Raw genomic sequence first — 26,930 nt, forward strand, 5'->3', positions numbered from 1 at the left:
TCCAGCAACGAGGTAGTCACGGCACCACCGTCCGATGACGACACGGTGACCGTGTTCAGCGCGATCGACCCGCCCCCCGGCCCCCCGGCCCCTCCCCCGACCTCCTCGTTGATCATGGAGTTATTGCCATGGATGACGGTGTGTCGCCGCTATAACTCCATGATCAACGCGGGGTGGGGGTGGGGTGGGTGGGAGGGGGTGGGAGGGGGTGGGGTGGGGGGTTAGTCGAAGAAGCGGGCTAGGTGGGAGTGGGGGGCTGGGTCGGCGGTTTCGGGGAGGGGGGTCAGGTCGGCGAAGATCGAGGCGCCGTCGCAGCCCGCGTGCAGTGGGTACCACCGTGGGGCGCCCGGCGGCCGGAGCTGGCAGATTCCCTTGAACGTCTGCACGTCCATCAACCGGACGTGCGTCGGGTCGGCCACCGCGTTCACGTGCCCCCACCAGGGGCTCATTACGTGCAGCACACCACCCGGACGGAGTACGCGGTGGCACTCGTCCACCAGCGGCAGGAAGTCGATCAGGTGTTCCAGGATGTGCACCGCGAAGAGGACGTCCACCGAGTTGTCGGCCAGCGGCAGCGAACCGGAAAGATCCGCGACCGCGTCCACCCCGGGCGCCGGATAGATGTCCAGCCCCAGGTTGCTCGACCACTGCTTGGTCGGACCACAGCCGAGGTCCACGACCACCGGTGCCCGCCCGCCGATGCCGACCCGGCACCAGACGCCGTAGACGCCGGCCAGCCGGCCCACCAGGTCACGCACCAACCGCAGCTCGGCCGGCTCGGCCACGTCTCCGCTGAGATGGGCCACCCCCCGGTCGAACCGCACCTCGACCGCCAAGCCCCGCAGCCGGTCATCGTGTCGAGCCTGGTCCGCCCATGCCTGGGTGAGGGATTCGTCGATCGCCCGCAGCCGGTCGGCCGAGGGCGGAGTCTGTGCCAAAGCGACCATTCGGGCCACCTCCCGCCGCGCGTTACCCGCAATCGCGCCCGGTATGCCCCGCTCGTCCGCGTCGTCGCCTGCTCCGGCGCGGCGGCCCTTGGGCGTGTCGCAGGATGCGGGGCAGGAGGGCAATCGTCTTGATGCCACACAGGCATCAAGATGACTCAGGGGCATCACGCTCGCAGGAGACACCGCCGTCACGAGCCGAACCGCGACCGACGGGCCGCGCCGGGCCCCGGGCCGCGCCGGGCCCCGGGCGGTCGGGTCAGCCCGAGAGGGTACGGCGGCTGCCGCGCATCCGCTGGCGGGGTTGCGGTGCGGCGGCCTTCGGCCGCTTCAGGTGATAGCGGTGCAACTCGTGGTGGCCGGGCAGGGACGGGTCCTCGCTCATCGCGACCAACTCCCAGCCCTGGTCACCAGCCCGGTTCAGGTGGGCCAGCGAGGTGTCGCCGTACGGTGTCACGTCGACCATCGAGCCGTCCGGGCCGTACCAGACGAAGACGACCTCCCAGCCGAGGTCGTTGGTCGCGGCCTGGCGGCGGCGGACCAGCAGGGCGTACTCCCACTTGAGCATGGGGTCATTCTCACCCCGGGCCGCCCCGCTGGCACGGATCAATCTTCGGCAATCCGCCCGCCGTCGACCCGCAGTCGCCGGTTGGTCTCGATGGCGGCCAGCATCCGTCGGTCGTGGGTGACGAGCAGCAGCGTTCCGGGGTAGCTGGCCAGCGCCGATTCGAGCTGCTCGATGGCGGGCAGGTCCAGGTGGTTGGTGGGCTCGTCGAGCACCAGCAGGTTGACCCCGCGCCCCTGGAGCAGTGCCAGCGCCGCCCGGGTCCGCTCACCGGGGGACAGGGTGGCGGCCGGGCGCGGCACGTGCGCCGCACGCAACCCGAACTTGGCCAGCAGGGTCCGCGCGTCCGCCGGCGACATGTGGGGTACGGCCGCGTGGAACGCGTCGATCAGCGGCGCGTCGCCGAGGAACAGCCCTCGGGCCTGGTCCACCTCGCCGACCACCACCCCGGGCCCGAGCGAGGCGGTGCCGGCGTCCAGCGGGAGCCGCCCGAGCAGCGCGGCCAGCAGGGTGGACTTGCCCGAGCCGTTCGCCCCGGTCACCGCGACCCGGTCCGCCCAGTCGATCTGGAGGTCGACCGGGCCGAGGGTGAACCCGCCTCGGCGTACCACCGCGGAGCGCAGCGTGGCCACGACGGCGCCGGCGCGGGGCGCGGCGGCGATCTCCATTCGCAGCTCCCACTCCTTGCGGGGCTCCTCGACCACGTCGAGCCGTTCGATCAGCCGTTCGGTCTGCTTGGCCTTGGCGGCCTGCTTCTCGCTCGCCTCGCTGCGGAACTTGCGGCCGATCTTGTCGTTGTCGGTGGCCTTGCGGCGGGCGTTCTTCACGCCCTTCTCCATCCACCCGCGCTGGGTGCGGGCGCGTGCCTCCAGCCCGGCCTTGGTGTCGGCGTACTCCTCGAAGTCCGCGCGGGCGTGCCGGCGCGCCACCTCGCGCTCCTCCAGATAGGCCGCGTAGCCGCCGCCGTAGTGGTGCACCTGCTGCTGGGGCAGGTCCAGCTCCACCACCCGGGTCACCGTGCGCAGGAGGAACTCCCGGTCGTGGCTGACCAGCACCGTGCCGGCCCGCAGCCCGGTCACGAACTCCTCCAACCGCTCCAGACCGGCCAGGTCCAGGTCGTTCGTCGGCTCGTCGAGCAGGAACACGTCGTACCGGCTGAGCAGCAGCGAGGCCAGCCCGGCACGGGCCGCCTGACCGCCGGACAACCCGGTCGTCGGGTGGTCCAGGTCGACCGCGAGCCCCAGGTCCGCGCTCACTTGCTCGGCGCGTTCGTCCAGGTCCGCGCCACCGAGGGCGAGCCAGCGCTCCAGCGCGTCGGCGTACGCGTCGTCGGCGCCCACCGCCCCGGCGGTCAGCGCCTCGGTCGCCGCGTCCAACGCCGCCTGCGCGGCGGTCACCCCGGTCCGCCGCGCCAGGAAGTCCCGCACGGTCTCGCCCGGTCGCCGTTCCGGCTCCTGCGGCAGGTGCCCGACGCTCGCGGTGGGCGGGCTGAGTCGCACGCTGCCGGCCTCGACCGGCAACAACCCGGCGAGGGTACGCAGCAGCGTCGACTTGCCGGCGCCGTTCGGCCCGACCAGGCCGATCACGTCACCGGGGGCGACCACCAGGTCCAGCCCGGAGAAGAGTGGGCGGTCGCCGTGCCCGGCGGCCAGGTCCTTGACGATCATCGTGGCGCTCATCAGGACGGCAGCCTATCCGGCTGCTGGCATACGAGCCGACGGCAGCGGGCAGACTCAACGGCGTGGTGACCACACTGGCGATCGACTGTGGCGGCGGGGGCATCAAGGCGTCCGTGCTCGACGAGGCGGGGACGATGCGGGCCCGACCGTTGCGGGTGCCGACCCCGTACCCGTTGCCGCCTGCGCTCTTCGTGCGGACCCTGCTGGATCTGGGCGGGCGTCTGCCGACGGCGGACCGGCTGACCGTCGGCGTACCGGGGATGATCCGGCACGGGGTGGTGGTGGCCACACCGCACTACGTGACCCGCAGCGGCCCGCGCAGCCGGGTGGACCCGGATCTGCTCGCCGAGTGGTCCGGCTGGGACGCGCGTGGCGCGCTGGCCGACGCGTTCGGGGTGCCGGCACTGGTACTCAACGACGCCGAGGTGCACGGTGCCGGGGTGGTCGCCGGCACCGGCTGCGAGCTGGTGCTGACCCTGGGGACGGGGCTGGGCAGCGCGCTCTACGACGGTGGGGTGCTCGCGCCGCACCTGGAGCTGTCGCACGCGCCGGTGCGCTGGGGCACCACCTACGACACGTACGTGGGTGAGCCGGAACGGCGGCGGCTCGGCGACGCGTTCTGGTCCCGGCGGATCCGGCAGGTGGTGGACGGGCTCCGCCCGGTGTTCCGCTGGGACCGGCTCTATCTGGGCGGGGGCAACTCCCGGCTGATCCGGCCCGAGCAGTTGGCCCGGATGGGCGACGACGTGGTGGTGGTGCCGAACACGGCCGGGATTGTCGGCGGTGTCCGTGCCTGGGAGCTTTTCGCCGGGCGCCGGGACGCCCGCACCTGACCTGATCTCGCCGGATCTCGACCCCGGGAACAGTCGCCAAACGGCCGGTGTTGTGCCAGCGTCGGAACAGGTGACGGTGCGACCCGAGGAGGTGGGCAGATGGATCTTCTGGCGGACTACCGGCGGGCGACCATGTTCTTCGAAACCGGTGACCCGAGCGGGGCGGCCCGACTGCTGGAGCCGATCGTCGCCGCCGAACCCGGCAACGCGGCGGTCCGGCAGTTGCTGGCCCGGGCGTACTTCCAGTCGGCCCAGCTCAACCGGGCCGAGGAGCACCTGCGCGAGTTGGTCGACCGGGATCCGAGCGACCACTACGCGCACCACGTGCTCGGTCGGACGCTGGAGCGGCTGAACCGACACACCGACGCGCTGCGGCACCTGCGGATCGCTGCCGCGATGTACGCGACGAACGACGACTACCGGATCGCGCTGGAGCGGGTGGAAACCCGGGTGGGCGGCACACGCTGAGCGTGGACCGGTGACGGTGCGAAGGGGCGGTCCTGCGGGACCGCCCCTTCGTCGTCCGGCGGGCGGGCCGCCGGGCGTGCCTAGGATGGCGGGCATGGGACCTGACCGGGCGGGGGCCGCGGCATGAAGCTCAAGCTGGACCTGCACGAGATCTTCAACAAGGGGCAGGACATCGACCGCGCGTTGCGCGGGATCATGGACGAGGCGGTGGCGAAGAAGGCCACCCTCGTCGAGATCATCCCCGGCAAGGGGTCGGGCCAGCTCAAGAAGCGGGTGCTGCGGTTCCTCGACCAGAAGGACGTCAAGCAGCTCTACCACCGCGTGGAAAAGGACTCCAAGAACTTCGGCCGACTATTCGTGCACTTCCGCTGGAAGTAGGAGCGCGAGACGTCCCTCAGCTGCGACGCGGGTGTGGGCCTTTCATACGCGGTGGCGTGGACCGGACCAGCTCGTCGGCTCCACATGGGGAAGAACCTCGCTGGCCAGCCACTCCAACGCCTCGCCCACCAGGCGGCCGTCAATGGGCATCCACAACGAGCACATCGTCACACCCGCGTCGGCGAGCTGGCGCAGGTCCTCGACTATCGCTTCGGTGGTGGCGTCGGTGCCGCCGAGCAGCCGGCCCGGCACTGGCCGGACCGCCGGAATTCCCTGCGGTACCAGGAACCCGACCGTGCTGATCTCGATCGTCGCCGGATCGCGTCCCGTACCGTCGGCAAGCTCCTCGATCCGGCGTCGGAAGAAGCGTGCGTCCTCGTGGTTGATGCCGGAGCCGTGCCAGCCGTCGCCGAACCGCAGCGCACGCCGGATCGCCGCGTCGCTGTGTCCGCCCACCCAGATCGGCGGCCCGCCGGGTCGGTGCGGTGGGACGCCGATGATCGCTTCGCGGAGGCCGGCGAACCTGTCATCCAGGTCCCCGGTGGTGCCGGACCAGAGGGCCTTCATGATTTCGAGACACTCGTCGGTCCGCTGGCCCCGGAGCCGGATCGGCACCCCGAGTGCGTCGAACTCCTGCGGATTCCATCCGGTGCCGACGGCGACCACCAGGCGACCCGCCGACATGACGTCCAGCGTCGCGAGCTGGTTGGCCAGCACCACGGGCCGGTAGAAGGGCAGGACCAGCACACTCGTCGCGATACCGATGTGGGTCGTCGCGCCGGCGATCGCCGCCAGAAGGACCACCGGATCGTGGCCAGCTCCGTGCGGGTTCTCCAGCACGTGGTTGGACATGAGGACATAGTCCAGACCGATCCGCTCGGCATCACGCGCTGCCCGGAGCATGGCGTCACCCCCGGCACGCGGCCACGCCTGCGGCTCGAGGGAGAGTCCGAATCTCATACCCGTCTCCTGACGATGATGGCGACATAGGAAGCAGCGGTACCGCGGTCCACCGCCCGGTCAGACCGCGGGGACTCGGCATCGGCCGAGGCGCCCCGCTCCCAGGACGGGACCAGGCTCACCAGCACGGCACCGAGCACACAGGCGACCGCCGCCACCACGTAGGCGACGTGGTAGCCATGCAGGACACCGGCCTGCCCGTCGGCGTTGACCGTGGTCGTCGCCGCGACGACGACCAGGGCCGCCACACCGACGCTGGCGCCGACCTGCTGGGCGGTGACGTTCACGGCGCCTGCCACCCGGACAGCAGTGCGATGGCGGCGGGGCCGGACAGAGCCGCTCCCAGCCCCTGCATGCCCGGCAACGCGGCGTTGAGGACGTTCGTGCTGCCGATGTCGAGTGCGAGCGCTCCGGCGAGGACCGTCAGAGCCAGCCAGTGGCCGGGACGACAGGCCCGCATCGTTCTCGGTCTCAACGTCGTGTTCGATGGTCAAGACAAGCTCCTGACAGGGCGTTCCGGGCAGCGTCGAGCGGGCGGTCCGGTTCGCCGGTCCGCCCGTCGTACAGGAATTCAGTGGCTGTCGGGGGTGGCGCTGGCGAGAACCCGCTCGTCGGCCGCGAGGGTCCCGTCGCAGGCCATCGCCGTTTCGGTCTCCAGGATCTGCCTGGCGAGCCGCCTGCGCAGGTCCTGCAACGTGGCGATCCGCCGGTCGAGGGCTCCGAGCCGGTCGGCGGCGATCCTGATGGCGTCGGGACACCTGGGCAGAGTGCTCAATGGCTGGTCGAGGCAGCCCATCTCGATCGAGAGCCGGATGTCCTCGACGGTCAGGCCGGATTCAAGCAGCTCACGAATGTTTCGGACTCTGACCACCGCCAATTCGTCGTACTCCCGATATCCGTTGGAGGCACGACGTGGAGCAATCAGGCCCTGTTGCTCGTAGTACCGCACGGACCTGGTGCTGACGCCGCAACTGTCGGCCAGCTCTCCGATACGCATTTCGATCACCCCCTCATGCCCATGGCGATGCTAGAACATTGACACTGACGTCAAGGTCAATCATTGCGCCGGTTTTCACGATCGTGGGAAGCCCCGCCGGAGACACCACTCCGGTCGACCGCGCGTTCCAGGTCGCCGGAGCGCACGGCGGTGGCGGCGAGGGTGAGGCTGGCCGTGTCGGCGTTGCCCCCGGCAAGCCCCGCCCCCGCCCATCAGGCGATGGGTAGCCGGAGCACCTGCCCCGGCACCGGTCGACCCACGACGTAACGGATCTTGTAAAGGACGTGGTGGGACGCGAGGGCAGCATGTCCCGTGGCCGACCATGTGCTCTACACATCGCCTAGCAGCTCCGAAGGATGCGCTCCACGTCCGCGCCCGCCTGAACGACCACGGCGTCGGCGCGAAGGTCCTCGGGCAGGTGGCACCGCTGATTTTCGTGTGCGAGCAGGGCGGGGCAGCCAGGTGGCAGCACAACGGCATCGGCGAGTCCGACGAATGTGACGAGCATGTCGAGAACGGTGCCGCCAGAGAACCGGCTGATCATCAGACTCCGGAGCGTGTCGTCGGCAAGTTTGGCGTAGACGTCCGCGGTGCTGCCGTCGTCGGCGCTGATGTGCCAGTAGCTGTACTGCGGCTCCCGATGGTCGGCCCTGGGCGCGAAGACGGCCAGGAAGGCAGCACCCGGCATTGGGGCGGCATCGCCCTGCTCGAACCGCTGAACGACCATGTCGTAGCTCACCGCAGGAAGTTAGCGCCTCGGGGCGACTCCGAATCTAGGTAGACTGCTTCGAAGTAAGATTCAATCTAGCTTCGGGAGCGCCGATGTTCGTCGGGCGTCGTGCGGAACTTGACCTGCTCGGCCGGCAGCTTGATCAGGTGAAGCGCACCGGCGAGGGTCGCTCTGTCGCCATCCGTGGACGGCGGCAGGTGGGCAAGTCGCGGCTGGTACAGGAGTTGTGCGACCGGGTCGACCTGCCGTACTGCTTCTACACCGCGGTCAAGGGCGCGTCGAGCATCGAAGCGGTCGGCTATTTTCTCGGTGCCCTGCGCGACTCGTCGCTGCTCACCGCTGGCGGTCGTGATCTTCTGCCGTCCCAGCCGCCGGCCGGTGGCTGGGGAGACATGCTGCGGATCTTGGCGGGTGTCCTGCCCGATACGCCGAGTGTGGTCGTCCTCGACGAACTGCCCTGGATCTCCGAGCAGGACGCGACGTTCGACGGGCACCTTCAGGTCGCCTGGGACCGGCTCATCTCCAGCAAGCCGGTGCTCCTGCTGCTGCTCGGCAGTGATCTGCACATGATGCAGCGATTCACCGAGTACGACAGGCCGTTCTACGGAAGGGCCACGAACATGGTCCTCGGCCCGTTCAATCCTGCCGAAACCGCAGCCGTGACCGGGTTGGGCGGCGCGGACGCGATCGATGCGTACCTGATCACCGGTGGGCTGCCCGGTATCGCCCTGGAATGGCTGCCGGGAACGCCACCCGCCGATTTCCTGAGTCAGGAAATTGCCAACAAGACGTCAGCCTTGTTCACCGTCCCTGAACAGTCCCTGGCGTCGGAGTTTCCCGCCCCGGACACTGCCCGGCGCATCTTGGAAGCGGTCGGCGGGACAGGCAGCCGCACGTTCAGCAACATCGCCGCAGCCGCCGGGGACCGGGGTGGCCCGGTCAGCTCCGGCACCCTGTCGCCGCTGCTGCACCGGCTGGTCGAGGAAAAACAGATCCTGGCTGTCGACAAGCCGCTCTCCACAAAGCCCAGCAAACTGGCCCAGTATCGAATCGCCGACAGCAACCTGCGCCTGTACCTGGCCATTCTGCGCGATGTGCAGCAACTGGTTCTGCGTGATCGAACAGCTGCCGCTCGCGCCACCCTTAACAGTCGGTGGTCCGCCTGGCGGGGCAACGCCGTCGAGCCGATCATCCGCGACGCGCTGGCCATCTCCGCTGGCGCTGGCGATCTGCCCTGGAACGACACGTGGGAGGTCGGCGGCTGGTGGAACCGGCAGTCCAACCCGGAGATCGACCTTGTCGGAGCCGACCGCGCCCCGATCGCCTCCCACATCGCCTTCGCTGGCTCGATCAAGTGGCAGGACGGCCCCTTCGACCGGCACCATCTCGACGACCTGCGCCACCACGCCCCGATGATTCCGGGTTTTCAGCCCGGGACCAGCGGGCTGGTCGTCGTCAGCCGCTCTGGGGTCAACCTTCCGGCTGGGGCTGTGGACCTTGTCTGGGGGCCCGACGACATCGTGCGGGCGTGGTCGGTCTGATGCCGCCCCAACCGAACGGGACCGGCCGCCACGACGTCACCGCAGAGCCTGGGGGGCCGAAACCGGCGCCCTAGGTGAGGAGTTGGATGCGAGGTGCGTCGTGGCTGTGTGCGATGGGCGCCGCGCAGTGCGCGCAGGTGTGGGTCTGCGGGCGGACCAGGTTGGTCTGCGTGGAGAAGGTGCCCGCCTGGACCGGGTCCGGGCAGAGATAGCCCAGGTGCAGCCGGACCCAGGGGTCGCCGGTCAGCGCGAGCGAGGGCCGGTCTCGTTTGGCGTCGTGGAATGGCGCCCACCAATAATCCACCACTGCACGCAGGACCGTCCGTTCCCGTTCGGAGGTGTGGTCGAAGGCGGAGATCCGTGCAGCCGCCGGGTGCCGGCCGGTCTTGCTGTCACCGGAGCAGGTGCCGTGTTCCGCGCCGTGCTTCAGGCCGGTGGTGCGGCCGGTCCGCTGGCAGATGAAGCAGTCCAGGCTGAGTTCGACGTCGCTCTTCCAGTGCAGGTTGTGGAAGGACGATCCGCCGAAGGTCAGGGTGGCCGTTATCTCGACGGATCGCAGCATGGCCCGATCTTCGCAGGGGTGATGCTCAGCCGCACAAGGCGTACGGCCGGGTGTGCCGCCGAGGGTCAGAGTGCGCCGGCGCCGAACACCCAGGGTGTGGTCTGGGCGATGAAGTCGGCCGGGAAACCGAGGTCGAAGTCGGTAGCCGACTCCAGCCGCGTAACCAGCTCTGGCGGCAGCGTGACAGGCGTGCAGCCCAGGTTGTCCTGGAGTTGGTCGAGGGTCCGCGCCCCCATGATCGGCAGCACCCCCTCGCGGCGCCGGGTCCAGGCGAGGGCGACCTGAGCGGGGGTGACGCCCAGCTCGCCAGCTACCTCCTGCACGGCCCGGGCCACGCCGAGGTCCCGGTCGCTGATCGCGTCCCGGTTGAGGCGCGTCTTCCCGGTCGATGACGCGGCGCCGTACTTTCCGGACAGCACACCACCGCCGAGCGGGCTCCAGGCCGTCACCGTGAGGCCGCACGCCTCGGCCATCGGCAGCAGCTCCCGCTCGGCGTCGCGGTTGATCAGGCTGTACGGGACCTGGAGCCCGGCGAACGGAGTCCAGCCGCGCCACTCGGCCAGCGTGTTCGCCCGGGAGACGATCCAGGCCGGTGTGTCCGACACGCCGATGTAGAGCACCTTTCCGGCGGTGACGGCGTCGTCGAGCGCCCGCATGGTCTCCTCGATCGGCGTGTGCCGGTCCCACATGTGCACCCAGTAGACGTCGATGTGGTCGGTGCGCAGCCGGCGCAGGCTGGTCTCCAGCGACAGCCGGAGATTCTTGCGGTGGTTGCCGCCGCCGTTGGGGTCGGCCGGGTCACGGGTCACCGTGTACTTCGTGGCCACGACGAACCGATCGCGCCGGCCGGCCAGCAGCTCGCCGAGGATTTCCTCGCTGGCACCGCCGCGGTAGTTGATGGCGGTGTCGACGACGTTTCCGCCGGCCTCGGCGTACGCGTCGAGGATGCGCCGGCACTCCTCGATCGGCGCGCCGACCCCACCCTGTTCACCGAACGTCATGGCGCCGAGCACCAGCTCGGACACTCGCAGGCCGGTACGCCCGAAGGTCGTGTGCCTCATGCGAACATCGCCGCCACGTGCGCGGCCATCTCGTCGGCGGGGACGTCACGCAGGTGCCGGTTGATCGCCCAGCGGTGCCCAGACGGGTCGAGGAACTGTGCGGTGCGGTCGCCCCAGAACGCGTCGTGCGGCGGCTCGAACGCGGTGGCTCCGGCGGCGATCGCACGGTCGTAGGCGGCGTCGACGTCGGGGACCGGCAGGTGGAAGGCGGCCGGGCTGCCGCCCGGGGTCGCCGGCGTACGGAGACCGCGGTCCCGCCATTCGCCCGCCACGGCGAGCACTGTGTCACCGACTCGCAGCTCCACAGTGAGCGGCCGGCCGTCCGGCAGCGGAACGCGGCTGGTCTCCTGCGCGCCGAGCACCTCCGCGTACCAGGCGGCCGCGTTGTCGGGATCGTTCACCACGATATGGACGGCGATCTGTGTCATGCACTGACCATACATGCTGTCTGGTCGGGGCGTCCAGATGATGCGTACGGTAGGCTGCGAGCCGTGATGGCCCGACGTGACGAACCCGCGCGCGGCGATGTCGAGCTGCGCGAGCGCATCCTCGACGCCCTGCGCGAGCTGCTGCGTGAGCGCACCTTCGACACGCTCAGCGTTGCCGAGATCATTGCCGCGGCAGGGGTTTCAAGGGCGAGCTTCTACTTCTACTTCGCCGGCAAGCAGGCGGCGCTGGCCGAGCTGGTGCGCCGTGCGGTCGGCGCCGGCCACGAGGCCGCGCAGCCGTGGGTGCGGGGGAGTGCCAGCCCTCGCGACGCTCTGCGGGCTGGCATCGACGCGGGCGCCGACCTGTGGCTGTCCAACGCGGCGGTGTTGCGCGCCATCGTGGAGAGTTGGGCGTCCGACCCGCAGCTACGCGAGCTGTGGCTGGCCCAGATGGCGACGTTCACCGACGCCGCGGTCACCCGGATCGAGGCCGAGCGCCAGGCCGTGCCCGCCGTCGCGGCCCGGCTCGACGGCGTCGACGTCGATGCGCTCGCCGCATCGCTGACGTGGTCCGGCGAGCGGCTCTACTACCTGGCCGCGTGCGGCGTGCCGCCGTTCGACGACCGGAGACTGTTGGTCGACACGATGACCCACCTGTGGGTGTCAGCCCTCTACGGCTAGTGCGGTGGTCCGGCGGGGAAGCAGTCTCCGCCGGACCACCGGATAACCGGTCAGAAAGGGTAGGTGCGGGCGACCGCCAGCATCTCGGAGCTGTGCGACCCGACCACGCCGACACCCGGCGGTCGGGGGCGGAAACCGGGCAGCGCATCCAGCCCGTCGCTGGCGTCCATGGCCCGCAACGCCACCTGCCCGGCGATCGGCCGCAGGGTCAACGTGACCTCGATGCCGTCGGTGGGCGGGGCGTGGAACACCAGCCCGAAGCCCCACCTGCCCGCGCGGGGCTCCACCGGCACCGGCCGCCCGGCCACCTCGGCCCGCAGCACGGTGGCCGTCGAGGTGTCGACGTGCAGGGTGGCGAGCCGGACGGTCCGCTGCGGGGTGAGTCGCAGCCGCAGCGTGCGTTCGCCGCCGGAGGTGGTGTCGGCCAGCACCTCCAGCTTCGGCGCCGGCAGGCTGGCCGGCTGTGCCGGGCCGGCCCGCAGCTCACCGCCGCCGAGCCCGGGGAAGTCGTCGCCGACGTCGGCCATTCCGTCCACGTAGCCGTCCGTCCACGACTGCGGGTCACTCTCGTGGCTGAGCCAACGGGCCTGGCCGGTGCCGGCGTCCATCGCGTACATCAGGTGGGTGGGCGTGGGATGGGCGGCGTCGAACCGGTCGACGCCCAGCCCGACCCCGGCGAGCACCACCGCCGCCACGGCGGCGGCCACGGCCGGCAGCAGGCCGAGCCGGCGGGCCCGCAACGCCCGCAGGCCGCGCTGGCCGCCGGCCTGCGGGTGCAGCAGGTCGACCACCGGCAGGGCGGTCAGGCCGAGCAGCACCGCGACGAGCGCGGCCACTCCGCCCATCGCCATCCCCAGCGCGGGGAAGAGCAGCACCACCGTGGGCAGCAGGATGACCACGCCGACCGCCGCGGCGGCGGTCACCGCCACCACCGGCCACGGCCCGGTCTGCCGGGTCCGCAGCGCGACCAGCCCACCGAGGGCGCCGGCCAGCGCCGGCAGGGTGGTGAGGTACGCCCCGCCGGGCACCGCCACGGCGAGCAGCACCCCGAGCAGGGCCAGCCAGGCCAGCCCGCCCACGGCCAGCGCGGCCGGGCCGATCCGGCGGCGCAGCAGCGCGTACCAGGCGAACACGATGGCGGCGGCGAGCGCCAGGACGGCCAACCGATACCAGATCGGCCGGTACGGGTCGAGTAGTTCCGCGTACCCCGGTCGGATCGTGGTGATCGCCAGCCAGAGCAGTTGGGCGGCGGCCGGCGCGGCGATGATCGGCACCAGGGCCAGCGCGAAACCGGCGGCCAGCCGGCCGGTGCTGGCCCGGCCGCTGCGGCGGGTCAGCCAGCCCAGCGCGGCCACCGCCGCCACCGCGAGCAGGGCCAGCGGCAGGATGAGCCAGCCCGGGTAGCGGACCAGCCCACCGGGGACCGGGAAGTACGTCGCGTCGTGCCCGGAGCGCAGGTCGGCCAGGTCGGTCCGGCCGAACTCCCGGGCCAGGCCCAGCGCGTTGTCCCCGTGCTGTTGGAGGCTGCCCCGGTCCATGGCCGCCGGTGTGTCCAGCGGGGTGTGGTAGATCGCGCCGCCGTCGATGTACGCCGAGTTCAGCCCGACGAACTTCTGGTCCAGGAACGCGGTGAAGTCGGTGTCGTTGGGCAGCGCCCGGTAGATCTCCACCGCGAACGAGGTGCCGACCGGGTGCGGGGCGGCCCGGCCGAAGATGTCAACGAGTTTCGCGTTGTTCCGGGACGTCTCGAACATGATCACCGGCCCGGTGGAGCCCCGCGCCTCCAGGTTGAGCACCACCCCGCCGTCGGCGGCCAGCGGGTGGCTGGCGGCGAACGCGGACGCCCCGCAGAGGCACGCCTCCTCGGCGTCGGTCAACACGAAGACGATGTCGTTGCGGGGCCGCGGGCCGGTGGTCAGCGCGCGGGCCACCTCCAGGATGGTCGAGGTGCCGGCCGCGTCGTCGTTGCCGCCCGGCCCGGTCTGCACCGAGTCGTAGTGGGCGACCAGGAAGACCCGGCCGGTCGAGTCGGTGCCGGGCAGCCGGGCCACCACGTTGCGGACCCGGGCCACTGTCGCCCCGCCCGCCGCCCCGCTGAGTTGACCGGCCTCCGGAGCCACGGTGTCCTGCACTTCGGTCTCCAGGCCCAACCCGCGCAGCTGCTGTTCGAGGTGCGCGCGGACCTGGTCGTTGGCCGAGCTGCCGGCGACGTGCGGCCGGGCGGCGATCACCTGGACGTGCTCGTACGCCCGGCCGGCGCTGAACTCGCCCACCGGGGCGTCCGCCGGCTTCGGCGTCGGCGTGCGCAGGTCGAGCAGGCTGCCGGCGCCGACGGCGGCCAGCGCCACGAGCGCCGCCGCGGCGGCCACGAGTCGCCGGTGCGGCCGGGTCAGCGCGCGGTCCGCAGGGGGTACGCCCGGAGTCGCGCGGGCCGGCGTGCGGGTCGTGGCCGGGGTGGGGGGTGCGCCCACGGAAACTCCTCGGGGGGTGGTGGGGCCTGGGGTGGCACCATCCTGCCTTTCGGGGGCCCGGGGCGGGACGGCCGATCGGCTGCCTCTCCCCGGGCGGGCAGTGATGCGCCCCATCCCCGCCCGTGCCGTGGGCATCGTGTTGTGTGCGACCGTTGTCTAATACAGGATCAGCAGGGCACTCGGAAGGAGCCCGACATCACCAGCGAACTCCCGCGTCTCGCGGCGGTGACCCGGCCGCACCGGGGGTCCGGCTCGACCGGGTCCCCAGTTGTGCCGTACCCGCACGGTGGCCTGGCGCGGCACGCCGACCTGCCGCCCGGCGAGCGGTTGCGGGTGCTGCTGGTGGAGGACGACGAGGGCGACGCCTTCCTGGTCGGAGAGCTCCTCGCCGAGACCAACTCGATGATCGACCTGTTGGTCGCCACCAGCCTTCGCGCGGCTCGCGAGCGGATCAACGACGTCGACTGCGTCCTGCTCGACCTGGGCCTGCCCGACGCACAGGGGCTGGACGGGCTGCGCCAGGTGCTGGAGATGTCCAGCGGTGCCGCGGTCTGCGTGCTCACCGGCCGCTCGGACGAGCACCTGGGCGTCGTGGCGGTCGCCGAGGGCGCACAGGACTACCTAGTCAAGGGTCAGGTCGACGGTGTGCTGCTGACCCGGGCGCTGCGCTACGCCGTGGAGCGCAAGCGCGCCGACGAAAACGCCCGCCGGCTGCGCGAGGTCGAGCTGCGCCAGGCCGAGTCGGCCCGACTCGAACGTGGCCTGCTGCCCCAGCCGCTGATGACGACCGACCAGGTGGCGGTGCACACCTTCTACCGGCCGGGCCGGCACGCCGCGCTGATCGGCGGGGACTTCTACGACGTGGTGCAGACCCGTCCGGACCGTCTCGACCTGATCGTCGGCGACGTCTGTGGGCACGGGGTGGACGAGGCCGCGCTCGGCGTCGAGCTGCGGGTGGCCTGGCGGGCCCTGGTGCTCGCCGGTGTGCCGGACGACGAGGTGCTGCCCGCGCTGGAGCAGGTGCTGATGAGTGAGCGCCGCCTGCAGGAGATCTTCGCGACGGTGGCCACGACCAGGCTGGACCTGGACGCCAACCGCGCAACAGTCCGACTCGCCGGGCACCCGCCGCCGCTGCTGCTCTCCGGCGGCCGGGTCGCCCCGGTGCCCGCGCCCGGCGGCCTGCTGCTGGGCGTACGACCCCGCCGGCCGATCGCCTACGACCTGGAGTTCGACACCGATGACTGGTCCCTGCTGATGTACACCGACGGGCTCATCGAGGGGAGGGTGGGCGCCGGTAACGAGCGACTCGACGTGCCGGGCCTGAGCGGGCTGCTGGACGAGCCGGCCAACCGTGAGGTGTCGCTGCCCGCCCTGCCGGCCTGGCTGGTCGGCCGAGCCGAGCAGATCAACGGCGGCCCGCTCGCCGACGACGTGGCCATGCTGCTGGTGAGCCGGGGTGGTGGCCGGTGAAGCCGGTGATTGGCGGCTGGAGTCTGCGCCGTCGGGTCATCACGCTGCTCACCGTCGTGGGGCTGCTGCTGATCGCCCTGGCCGCCGCGGAGGCGACCATGGCCGCCCGCAACCGCACCCAGATCGATGCCGTGCTCAACGAGACCGGCCCGCTGCGGGTGCAGTCGCAGGAGCTGCTCAACGCGCTGCTCGACCAGGAGACGGCGATCCGTGGGTACGCGGTCAGCGGTGACCAGGACGACCTGAACCCCTATCGGGAGGGGCTCGCCCAGGAGAAGAGCGTCGTCGTCTCGATGCGGGCGCTGCTCGACGACTATCCACAGATCAGCCAGGAGCTGCGGATAGTCGAGGAGCGCACCGCGCAGTGGCGGCAATCGGTGGCCGAGCCGGTGATCACCACCACCGAGCGCAGCGGCACCAGCGCGGGCCAGGCACTCGTCACCGAGCGTGCCCGGCAGCAGTTCGACGAGGTGCGCACGGCGGTGAACGACCTCCAGGAGGAGGTCCTGGCCGCCCGGGAGCAGACCGCCGACAACGTACGCACCAGCAGCAACGTGCTTGTCGTCCTGCTGATCGTGGCCGCCCTGGTGGTGGTCGTGGCCGGCGCGGTGCTGCTGCTCTCACTGGACCGGATGGTGGTCCGGCCACTGACCGGCCTGGCCACGCAGGTTCGCGAGGTCGCCGAGGGTGACTACCAGCACCGCATCGCCACCACCGGCCCGCCGGAGTTCATCCAGCTCGGCGACGACGTGGACGCGATGCGCCAGAAGATCGCCGCCGACCTGGCCGAGGTGCGGGCCGCCCGCGAGCGGATCGAGTGGGTCAACAGCCAGCTACAGAAGCAGGCCGAGGAGCTGACCCGGTCCAACCGCGACCTGGAGCAGTTCGCGTACGTGGCCTCGCACGACCTGCAGGAGCCGCTGCGCAAGGTGGCCAGCTTCTGCCAGTTGCTCCAGCGCCGCTACGCCGGGCAGCTCGACGAGCGGGCCGACCAGTACATCGCCTTCGCGGTGGACGGCGCGCAGCGGATGCAGCGCCTGATCAACGACCTGCTCGCGTTCTCCCGGATCGGTCGGCTCACCACCGGCTTCGTCGAGGTCGACCTCAACAAGGTGATGGGCGACGTGGCCGGCCAGACCGAGGCTGCCCGGCAGTACGCCGACGCCGAGCTGACCTGGACCGACCTGCCGGTGATCTCGGGTGAGGAACCACTGCTCACCAACCTGCTGGCCAACCTGGTCAGCAACGCGATCAAGTTCCGCCGCGCGGACGTCGCGCCAGCGGTGCACGTCTCGGCTCGGCTGGTGGGCTCCGAGTGGGAGATCAGCTGCCGGGACAACGGCATCGGGATCGAGCCGGAGTTCGCCGACAAGATCTTCGTGATCTTCCAGCGGCTGCACTCGAAGGACGCGTACCCGGGCACGGGCATCGGGTTGGCCATCGTCAAGAAGATCGTCGAATATCACGGTGGTCGGGTCTGGGTGGACACCTCCGTGCCGGAGGGCACCGCGATCCGGTTCACGCTGCCGGCGCTTCCCGGGGACCTGGAGGCGGCTGCCGCCGCCGACTCGTCGGAGCAGCAGTCGGCCCTGACGGCGGGCGACGCCACGCCCTCGAACGAGGCTCCGGCAGCGCCGACGGAGCAGTCCGGGGGGTCGGACCGCCCGGACCGGGCCGACGGGTCGCCGGAAGGCGGTAGAACGGGTGACATGAGGGAGACGGTGGGATGACCGCGCCGGCGGATGGCAAGAGCCCGATCGAGGTCCTGCTTGTCGAGGACGACCCGGGTGACGTGCTGATGACCCAGGAGGCGTTCGAGGAGCACAAGCTGCGGAACCGGCTGACCGTCGTCTCCGACGGCGCCGAGGCGCTCGCCTACCTGCGGCGGGAGGGCCAGTACGCGGACGCGGTCGCACCGGACCTGATCCTGCTCGACCTCAACCTGCCCCGGCGCGACGGCCGGGAGGTGCTGGAAGAGATCAAGAACGATCCGAACCTGCGTCGGATCCCGGTGGTGGTGCTCACCACCTCGCAGGCCGACGAGGACATCCTGCGCAGCTACCAGCTGCACGCCAACGCCTACGTGACCAAGCCGGTGGACTTCGAGCGCTTCATCTCGGTGGTCCGCCAGATCGACGAGTTCTTCGTCAGCGTGGTCAAGCTGCCGCCGCGTGGCTGACACCCTGCTCGACGACGTTGGCGACCTGCTGCGGGAGGCCGCCGACCAGGTCGTCGTGCCACTGTTCCGCAAGCTCGACGACGCCGACGTGTCGGAGAAGGCACCCGGTGAGGTGGTCACCGTCGCCGACCGCCGGGCCGAGGAGTTGCTGTCGGCGGGGTTGCGCCGGCTGCGGCCAGGTTCGACGGTGGTCGGTGAGGAGGGCGTCGCCGACGATCCGGGGTTGCTGCGGCACCTGCGCGACGCCGGTGACGTCTGGCTGGTCGACCCGGTCGACGGCACCGCCAACTTCGCTGCCGGTCGCCGACCGTTCGCGCTGATGGTGTCGCTGCTGACCGACGGTCGGCCGACCGCCGGCTGGATCCTCGACCCACTCGCCGACACCCTCGCGGCCGGCTGGGCGGACGACGGCACCCTGCTCAACGGCCAGCCGGTGGACGGCACCATCTCGGTGCCGCCACTCGGCGAGCTGCGTGGCGCGGCGATGACCCAGTTCCTGCCGCCGGAGACCCGTGACCGGGTCCGCGCCGGCGGCCGGCAGCTCGGTGAGCTGCTGCCCGGCCAGCACTGCGCCGGCCGGGAGTATCTGGACATCCTCACCGGCGAGCAGCAGTTCGTCCTCTTCTGGCGCACCCTGCCGTGGGACCATGCCCCGGGCACCGTGCTGGTCCGTGCGGCCGGTGGCGTCGCCCGCCGGTTCGACGGCGTCGACTACCACCCCGCCGACGACGGCCGTGGTCTGCTCGTCGCCGCCAACGAGGAAGTCTGGGCCGAGGTGCGCGAAGCCCTCCTCGGCGAGTGATCCGCGCACTGCGCGACGGCTGATCCGCGCACCGCGCGACGGCTGATTCGCGCGCTGCGCGACGGTGCCGGGACGCTCCGTCGACATCTGGGCATGCCGGCGGTCAGGGGGCTGGTCAGCGGCCCACAGTCCGGTATCGTGACCGGCGGTCTCCGCCAGCAGGCCGCCGACCGGCGCCGGCGGGGACGCCGCCGCGCAGTTGTTCACCGGGGGCCGGCGGTCGACGGAAGGACGCTTTCGTGCCCAGGACCAGGCTCAGCCCGCGGCTCGGTCGCCGCGCTCTGTTCGCCCTGCTCGCCGCCGTCGCGCTGGTGCTCGGCGGTGCCGCCGTGCCGGCGTACGCCGAGCCCGGCGAGGGTGGCAGCAAGAAGCTGCAGGACGCGTTGGAGCTGACCGCCAAGGGGCACATCGAGGCCAAGGCGAAGCTCGACAACTCCAAGCGCCGCCAGACGGCGTTGACCGGCGAGTTGACGGCGATCGAGGGCCGCATGGGTGGGCTCACCGAGCAGGTCGGCGAGGTCGCCGCACAGTCCTACCGGATCGGTCGGCTCGGCCCGGCGTCGATGCTGCTCAACACCGCCACGCCGCAGGCGTTCCTGGAACGGGCGAGCGACCTCGACCTGATGGCCCAGCGGGACAGCAAGCGGCTGCGTGATCTCGTCGAAGCCCGGGAGCAGGCGCAACAGGCCAAGGTCGCCATCGACGCGGAGGTCCGCGAGCAGCAGAAGCAGCTCGCCGTGATGGCGAAGAAGAAGAAGGAGGCTGAGGCGGCACTCGCCGAGGTCAGCTCGGGCAGCAGCAACGGTTTCAGCGGCGGCAGCTCCGCCTCGGCGAAGCCGGCGCCGCGCAACTCCGACGGGTCCTGGCCATCGGAGTCGTGCTCGGTGAAGGACCCGACCACCTCCGGCTGCATCACCCCGCGCACCCTCAACGCGCTCAAGCAGACCCAGGCGGCCGGCTACAAGCGGCACGTCTCCTGCAAGCGTGAAGGTGGCGGCGGCGAGCACCCGAAGGGGCGTGCCTGCGACTTCGCCGCCGCCACCAACGGCTTCGAGGATCGCAACGCGACAGGCGGCGACAAGGCGTACGGCGACAGCCTGGCCGCCTGGCACGTGCGCAACGCCGAACGACTGGGCGTGCTCTACGTGATCTGGTACCGGCAGATCTGGCATCCCGGCACCGGGTGGCGGTCGTACAGCGGCAGCGGCAGTCCCGCCGCGTCCCACACGAACCACGTTCATCTATCGCTGTACTGACCCTGAACGCCAGCTTCGCTGCGTACCATCGCGACGATGAGTTCCCCAACGCCCGACGTCGCGGCCCCGCCGGCCGCCGCGGCCCCGTCCGTGCCGGTCACCGGCCGGGCGCTGCCCAACGGCCTGGCCGCCTTCCTGGTCTTCTTCTCCAGCGGTGCCGTGCTGGTGTTGGAGACCGTCGCGCTGCGCCTGGTCGGCCCGTACGTCGGGGTGACCCTCCAGGTGACCAGCTCGGTGATCGGCGTCGCGCTGGCCGCGATCGCCTACGGGGCGTGGACCGGCGGCTGGCTGGCCGACCGGCGCAACCCGCGCGGTCTGCTGGCCCCGGCGCTGGTTCTGGCCGGCATCGCCACCGCCATCACCCTGCCCGTGGTCCGGTACGCCGGAGAGGTGCTGCGTGGTGGCGCGGCCAGCGGCATCCTGCTCCTGGTCTCGCTAGCCGTGTTCGTGCCGGCCGCGCTGTTGGCCGCGGTCACCCCGTTGGTCGTGAAGCTTCAACTGGCCGACCTGCGCCGCACCGGCCAGGTGGTCGGTCGACTCTCCGGGATCGGCACCCTGGGCGGCATCACCGCCACCCTGCTCACCGGCTTCGTGCTGGTCGCCGCCCTGCGCAGCACTGTCATCCTGCTGACCCTGGCGATCGCGCTCGGGCTGGTCGGCATCGGCCTCGGCTGGTATCTGCGCCGGCAGGAGCCCACCGAGCTGCCCGGTCCGGCCCGGACCCGGGCCGCGCTGGCCGTGCTCGGCCTGGTCGGGGCGGGGCTCGCCACCGTGGCACCGAACCCGTGCGACATCGAGACGGCGTACCACTGTGCCCGGGTCACCACCGACCCGAACCGGCCCACCGGGCGGACGCTGCTGCTCAACTCGGCCCAGCACTCGTACGTGGACCTCGCCGACCCGAAACACCTGGAGTACGCGTACACGAAGTGGATCGGCGCCGTCGCGGACGTCGCCGCGCCGGCCGGTCAGCGGCTGGACGCGCTGCACCTGGGCGGCGGCGGATTCACCGTGCCGCGCTACCTGACCGCCACCCGGCCGGGCACTGACAACGTGGTGTTCGAGATCGACGGCGGGCTGGTCGAGCTGGGCGAGCAGGAGCTGGGCGTACGGACCGGGCCGGAGTTGCGGGCGGTGGTGGGCGACGCCCGGCTGCTGGTCGCCGGCGAGCCGACGGACAGCCGTGACCTGGTGGTCGGTGACGCGTTCGGTCACCTGGTGGTGCCCTGGCACCTGGCGACCCGGGAGATGGCCGCCGAGGTTCGGCGGGTGACCCGCCCCGGCGGCGTGTACGTGCAGAACGTCATCGACTACCCGCCGCTGCGGTTCATCCGCGCCGAGCTGGCCACGGTGGCCACCGAGTTCCGGCACGTCGCGTTGATCGCGCCGCCGGAGGCGCTCGCCGAGGAGCAGGGCTCCAACTTCCTCATCGTCGGCTCCGACGCGCCGCTGCCACTGGAAGCCGTGCGGGCCCGGCTGGCCGAGGTGGACCCGAAGGTCAGCCTGCTCTCCGGCACCGAGCTGACGAACTTCGTCGGCGGGGCGCTGGTGTTGACCGACGACTACGCCCCGGTGGACCAACTGCTGGCCACCGCCTGAACGGGTGACAATCCTGACCGATTCCGATACTCCAGGTGTAGGTTGTTTGATCCTGGGCAACAACGGTCACCATGGGCGGTGGGGACCGAAACAGCGCGCAGCTCCTCGATGAGCGGTACCGGTTGATCGAGCAGCTCGGCGCGGGTGGCATGTCGGTGGTGTGGCGCGGCTACGACGAGGTGCTCGGCCGCCAGGTCGCGGTGAAGGTGTTGGCCTCCAGGCTGGCCAGCGACCGGGCCTTCCGCCACCGGATCCGGATCGAGGCGCAGGCCGCCGCACGACTCTGCCACCCCAACATCACCAACGTGTACGACTACGGCGAGTCCGAGCAGGTCGGCCTGACCGTGCCGTACGTGGTGATGGAGCTGGTCGACGGCACCTCGCTGGCCAGCCGCCTCGGCCGGGAGAGCCAACTGCCCTGGCGGGAGGCGGTGACGATCGGCGCGGAGGTCAGCTCGGCGTTGACCACCGCGCACGCCCGGGGCGTGGTGCACCGCGACGTCACCCCGGGCAACGTCATGCTCACCTCCACCGGGGTCAAGGCCGTCGACTTCGGCATCTCCGCCCTCGTGGGGGAGAGCGAGAAGGGGCCGGACGGCGCGCTGTTGGGCACACCCGCGTACCTCGCCCCGGAACGGCTGGACAACGGCCAGGTGTCCCCGGCCACCGACGTGTACGCCGTCGGGCTGCTGCTCTACCGGATGCTCACCGGCCGGCTGCCGTGGCAGGCCACGACGACCACCCAGATGTTGCGCGCACACATGTACACCGACCCGGAGCCGATGCCCACAGTCGTGGGCCTGCCCGACGAGGTGACCGAGCTGGTGGGGCGCTGCCTGGCGAAGCGGCCGACCGACCGACCGGCCTCCGCCGAGCTGACCCGGATCCTCTCCGACGCGGCCGGCATGCTCGCGGCGGTGCCGGTCTCCCCGGCCACCGGCCCCGTGGACCCGGCCCTGCTGAGCAGCGCGCGGACCACGATTCTGCCCTGGTCGGCGGCGACCGACGCGATGCCGCTGCCGCGTACCCGGGAACGGAACCGGCTGGCCCGGCAGCGGATGACCCGGCGTCGGCGGGTGGAGGCCGGAGTGGCAGCCGTCGGGCTGATCGCGGTCACCGGCGTGATGTGGGGGTTCACCTCGCGCAGCCCGGCCAACGGCGAGGGCCGGCCGACGACCGAGGCCCGGATGGGTCTGCCGACCGCGGCGCCCTGCGAGGTGGCGTACGCGCTGCGGACGGACTCCGGCACCGACTTCGCCGCCGACCTGACACTGACCAACACCGGTGACCGGGAGCTGCGGGACTGGGCGATGAGTTTCAGCTTCCCCGGTCAGCAGACGGTGACGAAGGCGGAACCCGCACCGGTGCACCAGCAGGGGAGCACTGTGGTGATCCGGCCGGCGGCCCAACGCAACACGCTGGCCCCCGGCGCGGCCGAGAAGCTCACCCTCACCGGGACGTACAGCGGGACCAACCCGCTGCCGGTGGAGTTCCGGCTCGGCGAGGTGACCTGCGGGGTGCGTGTCTCCGGGGTCGCCGGCAGCACGCCGTCCACGGCCCCGCCGCCCAAGCCGGCCGCGACGAAGGCCCCGCCGAAGAAGACGACTGTGCGTGCCGGCACCGGCGGCGGTGCGCCGAAGGCCAAGCCGCCGACGGCGCCCAAGGGCCCGGCGAAGGCGAAGGCCGCAGGCTCGGGTGGTGGTCCGGGAAAAGCGCCGCACTGACCGGTGGGCGTGGTCACGGCCCCCACCCGCGGTGACGGTCAGCGCTGCCCGGCGAACCGCTGTACCTGGTCGATTCCACCCTCCACGATGAGCACCCCACCCTCGGGGAGCGCGGTGTCGTCCGAGGTGTAGCGGAAGCGTTCACCCGGCAGTTTGGCGCCGACCACCCGGATCCCGTAGTGCTCCTCCGGTCGCAGTTCGCGCAGGGTACGACCAACCAGGGTCTCGGGCACCCGGACCGTGGCGATGGCGAAGTCGTCGTCGAACTCGATGAAGTTCAGCAACCGGCTGACGATCAGGTGCGCGACCCGGTCCCCGGTCTCCGCCTCCGGAAAGATCACGTGGTGGGCGCCCACCGACGACAGGATCTTGGCGTGCTTCTGCGAGGTGGCCCGGGCCCAGATCTGTGGCAGGCCCAGCTCGACCAGGGCCAGCACGGTGAGCACACTCGCCTCCACCGAGGCCCCGATGGCCACCACCGCCTGGCCGAAACCGGTGATCCCGAGCTGCCGCAGCGCCCCCTCCTCGGTCGAGTCCGCCTGCACGACCCGGTCGAGCTGCGCCGACCAGCGCTGCACCTGCGCCGGGTTGTGGTCGATGGCCAACACCTCGCGATTCATCCGGGTCAACGACCCGGCCAGGTGGCAACCGAAGCGACCCAACCCGATCACCACAATGCCGCCGCTGTCCGCTCGTCTCGCCACACTCGCCCCTCCTCGCGCTAACCGACAACTGGTTGTTCCTGGGGATAGCGGTAGAGCCGGCGTCGCGTGTTCAGGGCGATCGCCGACCCGAGGGTGAGCGTCCCGACCCGACCGATGAACATCAGCACGGTCAGGACCAGTTGACCGCCGGCCGGCAACTCGGCGGCCAGACCGATGGTCAGACCGGTGGTGCTGAACGCGGAGGTCACCTCGAACAGGGCCGCGACGAAGCGGACGCCCTCGGTGAGCAGCAACAACGTCATCGTGCCGGCCGTGACCAGCGCGACGCTGACCAGCGCCACGGTGATCGCCTGCCGCTGGCTGGCGGTGGCCACCCGGCGGTGCCCGACCGTCACGTCGGGCTCGCCGCGCAGCTCCGCCCAGATGGTGAACGCCAGCAGGAAGAACGTGGCGACCTTGATGCCACCCGCCGTGCTGGCGCTGCCCCCACCGATGAACATCAGCACGATCAGCAGGGGGTAGCTCTCCTCCTGGAGGGCGGCGATGTCCAGGACGCTGAAGCCACCCGTGCGGCTCAACGCGATCTGGGTGAACGACGCGAGGATCTTGCCGGGTACGTCGTACTGGCCGATCGTGTTCGCGTTTGTCCACTCGGCGGTGAGCAGGCAGACGAAGCCGATCACCAGCAGCACGGCGGTGCCCCAGACGGTCAGCTTGGTCGCGACCGCCCAGTGCGCCGGTTGGCGCCACTCGCGGACCGCCTCGAACAGAGCGGGAAACCCGAGCCCGCCGATGATCGCGCCGCCCGCCAGGGGCAGCGAGACCCACGGGTCGCGACTGAAGGCCAGGAGGCCGTCCGAATAGAGCGCGAATCCGCCGTTGTTGAAGCCCTGCACGGCGTGGAAGACACCCGACCAGAGGGCCCACCCTGGTGGGTAGTCGTAGGCCAGCCAGAGCCGGCCGGAGATCAGCGCGGTCATCACCGCCTCGCAGGCGAAGACGGTCACCGCGATCCGGCGCAACAACCGACCCACGTCGCCGATGCCGAACTCTGCGGTCTCGGCCTGCACGAGCAGCCGGTTGCGCAGCCCGAGCTGACTGGACACCACCAGGATGACGAGCGCCGCGACGGTGAGGATGCCGAGACCACCGAGCTGGGTGAGCAGGGTGATCACCACAAGTCCCCAGCCGGACCAGTAGTTCGGCGTGTCGGTGATCGCCATGCCGGTGACCGAGACGGCCGAGGTGGCGGTGAAGAGCGCCGTGACCAGGGGCGGGCGCTGGTGATCGGCGGTCGCCCAGCGCGCCATCAGTAGCCCGGTGCCGAGCAGGATCGGCACCAGGAACGCGAACGGCACCAGCCGCACGGGATTGCGGAAGAACCGGCGCACCAGACAATCTTCCTTTTCCGCTCGCCGCCTGGCACCGGAACGCGCATACCCGGAGATTCACCTCCCAGCCAGCCATCGACCAACTGCCGGTCAATCCGGGGCGGTCTGCTGTAGCGGCTTCCCCCACGACAGGAGACGGCGATGCGACGTACCCTTCCGACCCTCGGCCTGGCCGGCGTGCTGCTCGCCGCCGCCGTGGCCGTGCCGACCATGGCCGAAGCCGGCCCCGCGACCGACGCGGACCGCTCCCGGGCCAACGACCGACCGATTGTGATCGGCCACCGGGGGGCCAGCGGGTACCGGCCGGAGCACACGTTGGAGGCGTACCGGTTGGCGATCCGGATGGGTGCCGACTACATCGAGCCGGACCTGGTCTCCACCCGCGACGGCGTGTTGGTCGCCCGGCACGAGAACGAGATCTCCGGCACCACCGACGTGTCCGCGCACCCGGAGTACGCGACCCGCAAGGCGACGAAGACCATCGACGGCGTCGCGGTGACCGGATGGTTCACCGAGGACTTCACCCTCGCCGAGCTGAAGACGCTGCGGGCCAAGGAGCGGCTGCCGCAGGTCCGGGTGGCTAACACCGCCTTCGACGGCCGCTTCGAGGTGCCCACCCTCCAGGAGGTCATCGACCTGGCCCGAACCGAAGGGCGGACACGGGGCCGCACCATCGGCATCTACCCGGAGACCAAGCACCCGAGCTACTTCGCCTCGATCGGCCTGCCGTTGGAGGAGCCGCTGCTTCGGGTGCTGCGGCAGAACAAACTGGACCGGAAGAACTCGCCGGTCTTCATCCAGTCGTTCGAGACGGCCAACCTGCGCCGGTTGAGCCGACTGACCGAGGTCAAGCTGGTCCAACTGCTCGACGCCACCGGCCGCCCGTACGACTTCACCGCCACCGGCGACACCCGCGGCTACCACGACCTGGCCACGCCGGCCGGGCTGAAGTGGATCGCCGGGTACGCCGACGGCATCGGGGCGAACAAGAACCTGATCGTGCCCCGGGACGCCGCCGGTGCCCTGCTGACCCCGACCAACGTGGTACGCGACGCGCACCGGGAGCACCTGCTCGTGCACTCCTGGACGTTCCGCGCCGAGAACCAGTTCCTCCCGGTCGACTTCCGGATCGGCACCGACCCGAACGCGCGCGGCGACATCACCGCCGAGTACGAACTCTTCCTCGGCCTGGGCCTCGACGGCGTCTTCAGTGACCACCCGGACACCGCCGTCGCCGCCCGCGCCGGCCGCTGACTCGGTCTCGCCGACAACTGACCCCTCCGACCCGGCCCGGAGCTGACCCGCTCCGAGCCGACCGCCGGGCCGACCCGCCCGGCCCAGACGCTGGCCCGTCGTCCGCCACCCGGACGACGGGCCAGCGCTGTTTCGCTCCACGTCGCGTCGACGCGCACGGTAGCGGCGAAGACAAGATCGCAATCGCCGCCGCTAACCAACACCGTTGCGTTAGGGCTGTAGCCGGCGGGTCAACCCGGGACAGGAAGTGCCCGATCGGGGAGCGGGTTGGCCCCGGCTTGGCGATCATGGA

Annotated in this window: 27 protein-coding genes; 13 read left to right on the forward strand and 14 right to left on the reverse strand. The window is 71.2% G+C overall.

Annotated features, from left to right (window positions below; all coding sequences use genetic code 11):
• Positions 1 to 221 precede the first annotated feature (221 nt).
• The 3 genes from AB0B14_RS36105 to AB0B14_RS36115 form a co-directional block, all read right to left on the reverse strand.
• Positions 222 to 947: a methyltransferase domain-containing protein gene (locus tag AB0B14_RS36105; protein WP_357068363.1), complete on the reverse strand. Its 726-nt coding sequence runs from the start codon at positions 945 to 947 to the stop codon at positions 222 to 224.
• A 256-nt stretch (positions 948 to 1,203) separates the two neighbouring features.
• Positions 1,204 to 1,512: a hypothetical protein gene (locus AB0B14_RS36110; RefSeq protein WP_357068365.1), complete on the reverse strand. Its 309-nt coding sequence runs from the start codon at positions 1,510 to 1,512 to the stop codon at positions 1,204 to 1,206.
• Between the two features lie 38 nt (positions 1,513 to 1,550).
• On the reverse strand, positions 1,551 to 3,188 hold the full coding sequence (locus AB0B14_RS36115; RefSeq protein WP_357068367.1) for an ABC-F family ATP-binding cassette domain-containing protein: 1,638 nt from the start codon (positions 3,186 to 3,188) through the stop codon (positions 1,551 to 1,553).
• A 62-nt stretch (positions 3,189 to 3,250) separates the two neighbouring features.
• Here AB0B14_RS36115 and AB0B14_RS36120 point away from each other — a divergent pair, with 62 nt between their 5' ends.
• From AB0B14_RS36120 to AB0B14_RS36130, 3 genes are all read left to right on the forward strand, one after another.
• Complete coding sequence (locus AB0B14_RS36120; RefSeq protein WP_357068369.1) at positions 3,251 to 4,021, forward strand: ROK family protein; 771 nt, start codon at positions 3,251 to 3,253, stop codon at positions 4,019 to 4,021.
• A 99-nt stretch (positions 4,022 to 4,120) separates the two neighbouring features.
• Positions 4,121 to 4,489, forward strand: a complete 369-nt coding sequence (locus tag AB0B14_RS36125; RefSeq protein WP_357068371.1) for a tetratricopeptide repeat protein — start codon at positions 4,121 to 4,123, stop codon at positions 4,487 to 4,489.
• A gap of 123 nt (positions 4,490 to 4,612) precedes the next feature.
• Positions 4,613 to 4,867 (forward strand): Smr/MutS family protein, encoded by a 255-nt coding sequence (locus tag AB0B14_RS36130; RefSeq protein ID WP_007465523.1) that lies wholly within the window; start codon positions 4,613 to 4,615, stop codon positions 4,865 to 4,867.
• A gap of 42 nt (positions 4,868 to 4,909) precedes the next feature.
• Here the strand turns inward: AB0B14_RS36130 and AB0B14_RS36135 are convergent, their stop codons facing one another.
• The 5 genes from AB0B14_RS36135 to AB0B14_RS36155 form a co-directional block, all read right to left on the reverse strand.
• Positions 4,910 to 5,827 carry a TIGR03619 family F420-dependent LLM class oxidoreductase gene (locus tag AB0B14_RS36135; protein ID WP_357526612.1) on the reverse strand — a complete coding sequence of 306 codons (918 nt, stop codon included), beginning with the start codon at positions 5,825 to 5,827 and terminating at the stop codon, positions 4,910 to 4,912.
• Positions 5,824 to 6,114, reverse strand: coding sequence for a hypothetical protein (locus tag AB0B14_RS36140; RefSeq protein WP_357526614.1), 291 nt, complete (start codon positions 6,112 to 6,114; stop codon positions 5,824 to 5,826). The genes AB0B14_RS36135 and AB0B14_RS36140 overlap by 4 nt, the downstream gene beginning before the upstream one ends.
• Entirely contained in the window at positions 6,111 to 6,302 is a 192-nt protein-coding gene (locus tag AB0B14_RS36145) for a hypothetical protein (RefSeq protein ID WP_357526615.1), read from the reverse strand. The genes AB0B14_RS36140 and AB0B14_RS36145 overlap by 4 nt, the downstream gene beginning before the upstream one ends.
• A gap of 96 nt (positions 6,303 to 6,398) precedes the next feature.
• Positions 6,399 to 6,824, reverse strand: coding sequence for a MerR family transcriptional regulator (locus AB0B14_RS36150; protein WP_357526617.1), 426 nt, complete (start codon positions 6,822 to 6,824; stop codon positions 6,399 to 6,401).
• 340 nt (positions 6,825 to 7,164) lie between these two features.
• A complete protein-coding gene (locus AB0B14_RS36155) occupies positions 7,165 to 7,563 on the reverse strand; it encodes a hypothetical protein (RefSeq protein WP_357526619.1) in 399 nt (132 codons plus the stop codon).
• 83 nt (positions 7,564 to 7,646) lie between these two features.
• Between AB0B14_RS36155 and AB0B14_RS36160 the strand changes: the two genes are divergently transcribed.
• Positions 7,647 to 9,095 carry an ATP-binding protein gene (locus AB0B14_RS36160; RefSeq protein WP_357526621.1) on the forward strand — a complete coding sequence of 483 codons (1,449 nt, stop codon included), beginning with the start codon at positions 7,647 to 7,649 and terminating at the stop codon, positions 9,093 to 9,095.
• 70 nt (positions 9,096 to 9,165) lie between these two features.
• On the opposite strand, the gene AB0B14_RS36165 is transcribed toward AB0B14_RS36160, so the two are convergent.
• The 3 genes from AB0B14_RS36165 to AB0B14_RS36175 form a co-directional block, all read right to left on the reverse strand.
• Complete coding sequence (locus AB0B14_RS36165; protein WP_357526622.1) at positions 9,166 to 9,657, reverse strand: hypothetical protein; 492 nt, start codon at positions 9,655 to 9,657, stop codon at positions 9,166 to 9,168.
• A 65-nt stretch (positions 9,658 to 9,722) separates the two neighbouring features.
• Complete coding sequence (locus tag AB0B14_RS36170) at positions 9,723 to 10,718, reverse strand: aldo/keto reductase (protein ID WP_357526624.1); 996 nt, start codon at positions 10,716 to 10,718, stop codon at positions 9,723 to 9,725.
• The gene (locus AB0B14_RS36175; RefSeq protein WP_357526626.1) at positions 10,715 to 11,146 is read right to left on the reverse strand and encodes a VOC family protein; all 432 of its coding nucleotides are present in this window, start codon (positions 11,144 to 11,146) and stop codon (positions 10,715 to 10,717) included. The genes AB0B14_RS36170 and AB0B14_RS36175 overlap by 4 nt, the downstream gene beginning before the upstream one ends.
• 66 nt (positions 11,147 to 11,212) lie before the next feature.
• Between AB0B14_RS36175 and AB0B14_RS36180 the strand changes: the two genes are divergently transcribed.
• Positions 11,213 to 11,827: a helix-turn-helix domain-containing protein gene (locus AB0B14_RS36180; protein WP_357526643.1), complete on the forward strand. Its 615-nt coding sequence runs from the start codon at positions 11,213 to 11,215 to the stop codon at positions 11,825 to 11,827.
• A 50-nt stretch (positions 11,828 to 11,877) separates the two neighbouring features.
• Here AB0B14_RS36180 and AB0B14_RS36185 read toward each other — a convergent pair whose 3' ends face one another.
• Entirely contained in the window at positions 11,878 to 14,196 is a 2,319-nt protein-coding gene (locus AB0B14_RS36185; RefSeq protein ID WP_357526645.1) for a M28 family peptidase, read from the reverse strand.
• Between the two features lie 372 nt (positions 14,197 to 14,568).
• Here AB0B14_RS36185 and AB0B14_RS36190 point away from each other — a divergent pair, with 372 nt between their 5' ends.
• The 7 genes from AB0B14_RS36190 to AB0B14_RS36220 all read left to right on the forward strand — a co-directional run bounded on the left by AB0B14_RS36190 (position 14,569) and on the right by AB0B14_RS36220 (position 23,328).
• Positions 14,569 to 15,768 carry a fused response regulator/phosphatase gene (locus tag AB0B14_RS36190; protein ID WP_357526628.1) on the forward strand — a complete coding sequence of 400 codons (1,200 nt, stop codon included), beginning with the start codon at positions 14,569 to 14,571 and terminating at the stop codon, positions 15,766 to 15,768.
• Positions 15,765 to 17,498, forward strand: coding sequence for an ATP-binding protein (locus AB0B14_RS36195; protein WP_357526630.1), 1,734 nt, complete (start codon positions 15,765 to 15,767; stop codon positions 17,496 to 17,498). The genes AB0B14_RS36190 and AB0B14_RS36195 overlap by 4 nt, the downstream gene beginning before the upstream one ends.
• Positions 17,495 to 17,947 carry a response regulator gene (locus tag AB0B14_RS36200; protein WP_357253935.1) on the forward strand — a complete coding sequence of 151 codons (453 nt, stop codon included), beginning with the start codon at positions 17,495 to 17,497 and terminating at the stop codon, positions 17,945 to 17,947. The genes AB0B14_RS36195 and AB0B14_RS36200 overlap by 4 nt, the downstream gene beginning before the upstream one ends.
• Entirely contained in the window at positions 17,940 to 18,749 is an 810-nt protein-coding gene (locus tag AB0B14_RS36205) for an inositol monophosphatase (protein WP_357526631.1), read from the forward strand. Before AB0B14_RS36200 ends, AB0B14_RS36205 begins: the two co-directional genes overlap by 8 nt.
• A gap of 239 nt (positions 18,750 to 18,988) precedes the next feature.
• Positions 18,989 to 20,005 carry a hypothetical protein gene (locus AB0B14_RS36210; protein ID WP_357526633.1) on the forward strand — a complete coding sequence of 339 codons (1,017 nt, stop codon included), beginning with the start codon at positions 18,989 to 18,991 and terminating at the stop codon, positions 20,003 to 20,005.
• Positions 20,006 to 20,041: 36 nt separating this feature from the next.
• Entirely contained in the window at positions 20,042 to 21,604 is a 1,563-nt protein-coding gene (locus tag AB0B14_RS36215; RefSeq protein ID WP_357526635.1) for a fused MFS/spermidine synthase, read from the forward strand.
• A gap of 71 nt (positions 21,605 to 21,675) precedes the next feature.
• Positions 21,676 to 23,328 (forward strand): protein kinase, encoded by a 1,653-nt coding sequence (locus AB0B14_RS36220; protein WP_357526637.1) that lies wholly within the window; start codon positions 21,676 to 21,678, stop codon positions 23,326 to 23,328.
• 38 nt (positions 23,329 to 23,366) lie between these two features.
• Here the strand turns inward: AB0B14_RS36220 and AB0B14_RS36225 are convergent, their stop codons facing one another.
• Together AB0B14_RS36225 and AB0B14_RS36230 are read right to left on the reverse strand one after the other, a co-directional pair.
• Complete coding sequence (locus AB0B14_RS36225) at positions 23,367 to 23,999, reverse strand: TrkA family potassium uptake protein (protein WP_357068463.1); 633 nt, start codon at positions 23,997 to 23,999, stop codon at positions 23,367 to 23,369.
• A gap of 50 nt (positions 24,000 to 24,049) precedes the next feature.
• Complete coding sequence (locus tag AB0B14_RS36230) at positions 24,050 to 25,384, reverse strand: potassium transporter TrkG (protein WP_357526639.1); 1,335 nt, start codon at positions 25,382 to 25,384, stop codon at positions 24,050 to 24,052.
• A 141-nt stretch (positions 25,385 to 25,525) separates the two neighbouring features.
• Between AB0B14_RS36230 and AB0B14_RS36235 the strand changes: the two genes are divergently transcribed.
• A complete protein-coding gene (locus AB0B14_RS36235; RefSeq protein WP_357526641.1) occupies positions 25,526 to 26,638 on the forward strand; it encodes a glycerophosphodiester phosphodiesterase in 1,113 nt (370 codons plus the stop codon).
• Positions 26,639 to 26,930: the final 292 nt, after the last annotated feature.

The organism is Micromonospora sp. NPDC049171, from assembly GCF_040648275.1.
Lineage (GTDB): Bacteria > Actinomycetota > Actinomycetes > Mycobacteriales > Micromonosporaceae > Micromonospora.

What these genes read in the sequence shown, in the direction of transcription:
- AB0B14_RS36135 (WP_357526612.1), bottom strand. Translation starts at nt 5,827, where the DNA reads ATGAGATTCGGACTCTCCCTCGAGCCGCAGGCGTGGCCGCGTGCCGGG.
- AB0B14_RS36115 (WP_357068367.1), bottom strand. Translation starts at nt 3,188, where the DNA reads ATGAGCGCCACGATGATCGTCAAGGACCTGGCCGCCGGGCACGGCGAC.
- AB0B14_RS36200 (WP_357253935.1), top strand. Translation starts at nt 17,495, where the DNA reads ATGACCGCGCCGGCGGATGGCAAGAGCCCGATCGAGGTCCTGCTTGTC.
- AB0B14_RS36110 (WP_357068365.1), bottom strand. Translation starts at nt 1,512, where the DNA reads ATGCTCAAGTGGGAGTACGCCCTGCTGGTCCGCCGCCGCCAGGCCGCG.
- AB0B14_RS36170 (WP_357526624.1), bottom strand. Translation starts at nt 10,718, where the DNA reads ATGAGGCACACGACCTTCGGGCGTACCGGCCTGCGAGTGTCCGAGCTG.
- AB0B14_RS36105 (WP_357068363.1), bottom strand. Translation starts at nt 947, where the DNA reads ATGGTCGCTTTGGCACAGACTCCGCCCTCGGCCGACCGGCTGCGGGCG.
- AB0B14_RS36215 (WP_357526635.1), top strand. Translation starts at nt 20,042, where the DNA reads ATGAGTTCCCCAACGCCCGACGTCGCGGCCCCGCCGGCCGCCGCGGCC.
- AB0B14_RS36235 (WP_357526641.1), top strand. Translation starts at nt 25,526, where the DNA reads ATGCGACGTACCCTTCCGACCCTCGGCCTGGCCGGCGTGCTGCTCGCC.
- AB0B14_RS36125 (WP_357068371.1), top strand. Translation starts at nt 4,121, where the DNA reads ATGGATCTTCTGGCGGACTACCGGCGGGCGACCATGTTCTTCGAAACC.
- AB0B14_RS36165 (WP_357526622.1), bottom strand. Translation starts at nt 9,657, where the DNA reads ATGCTGCGATCCGTCGAGATAACGGCCACCCTGACCTTCGGCGGATCG.
- AB0B14_RS36160 (WP_357526621.1), top strand. Translation starts at nt 7,647, where the DNA reads ATGTTCGTCGGGCGTCGTGCGGAACTTGACCTGCTCGGCCGGCAGCTT.
- AB0B14_RS36130 (WP_007465523.1), top strand. Translation starts at nt 4,613, where the DNA reads ATGAAGCTCAAGCTGGACCTGCACGAGATCTTCAACAAGGGGCAGGAC.
- AB0B14_RS36150 (WP_357526617.1), bottom strand. Translation starts at nt 6,824, where the DNA reads ATGCGTATCGGAGAGCTGGCCGACAGTTGCGGCGTCAGCACCAGGTCC.
- AB0B14_RS36220 (WP_357526637.1), top strand. Translation starts at nt 21,676, where the DNA reads ATGGGCGGTGGGGACCGAAACAGCGCGCAGCTCCTCGATGAGCGGTAC.
- AB0B14_RS36180 (WP_357526643.1), top strand. Translation starts at nt 11,213, where the DNA reads ATGGCCCGACGTGACGAACCCGCGCGCGGCGATGTCGAGCTGCGCGAG.
- AB0B14_RS36175 (WP_357526626.1), bottom strand. Translation starts at nt 11,146, where the DNA reads ATGACACAGATCGCCGTCCATATCGTGGTGAACGATCCCGACAACGCG.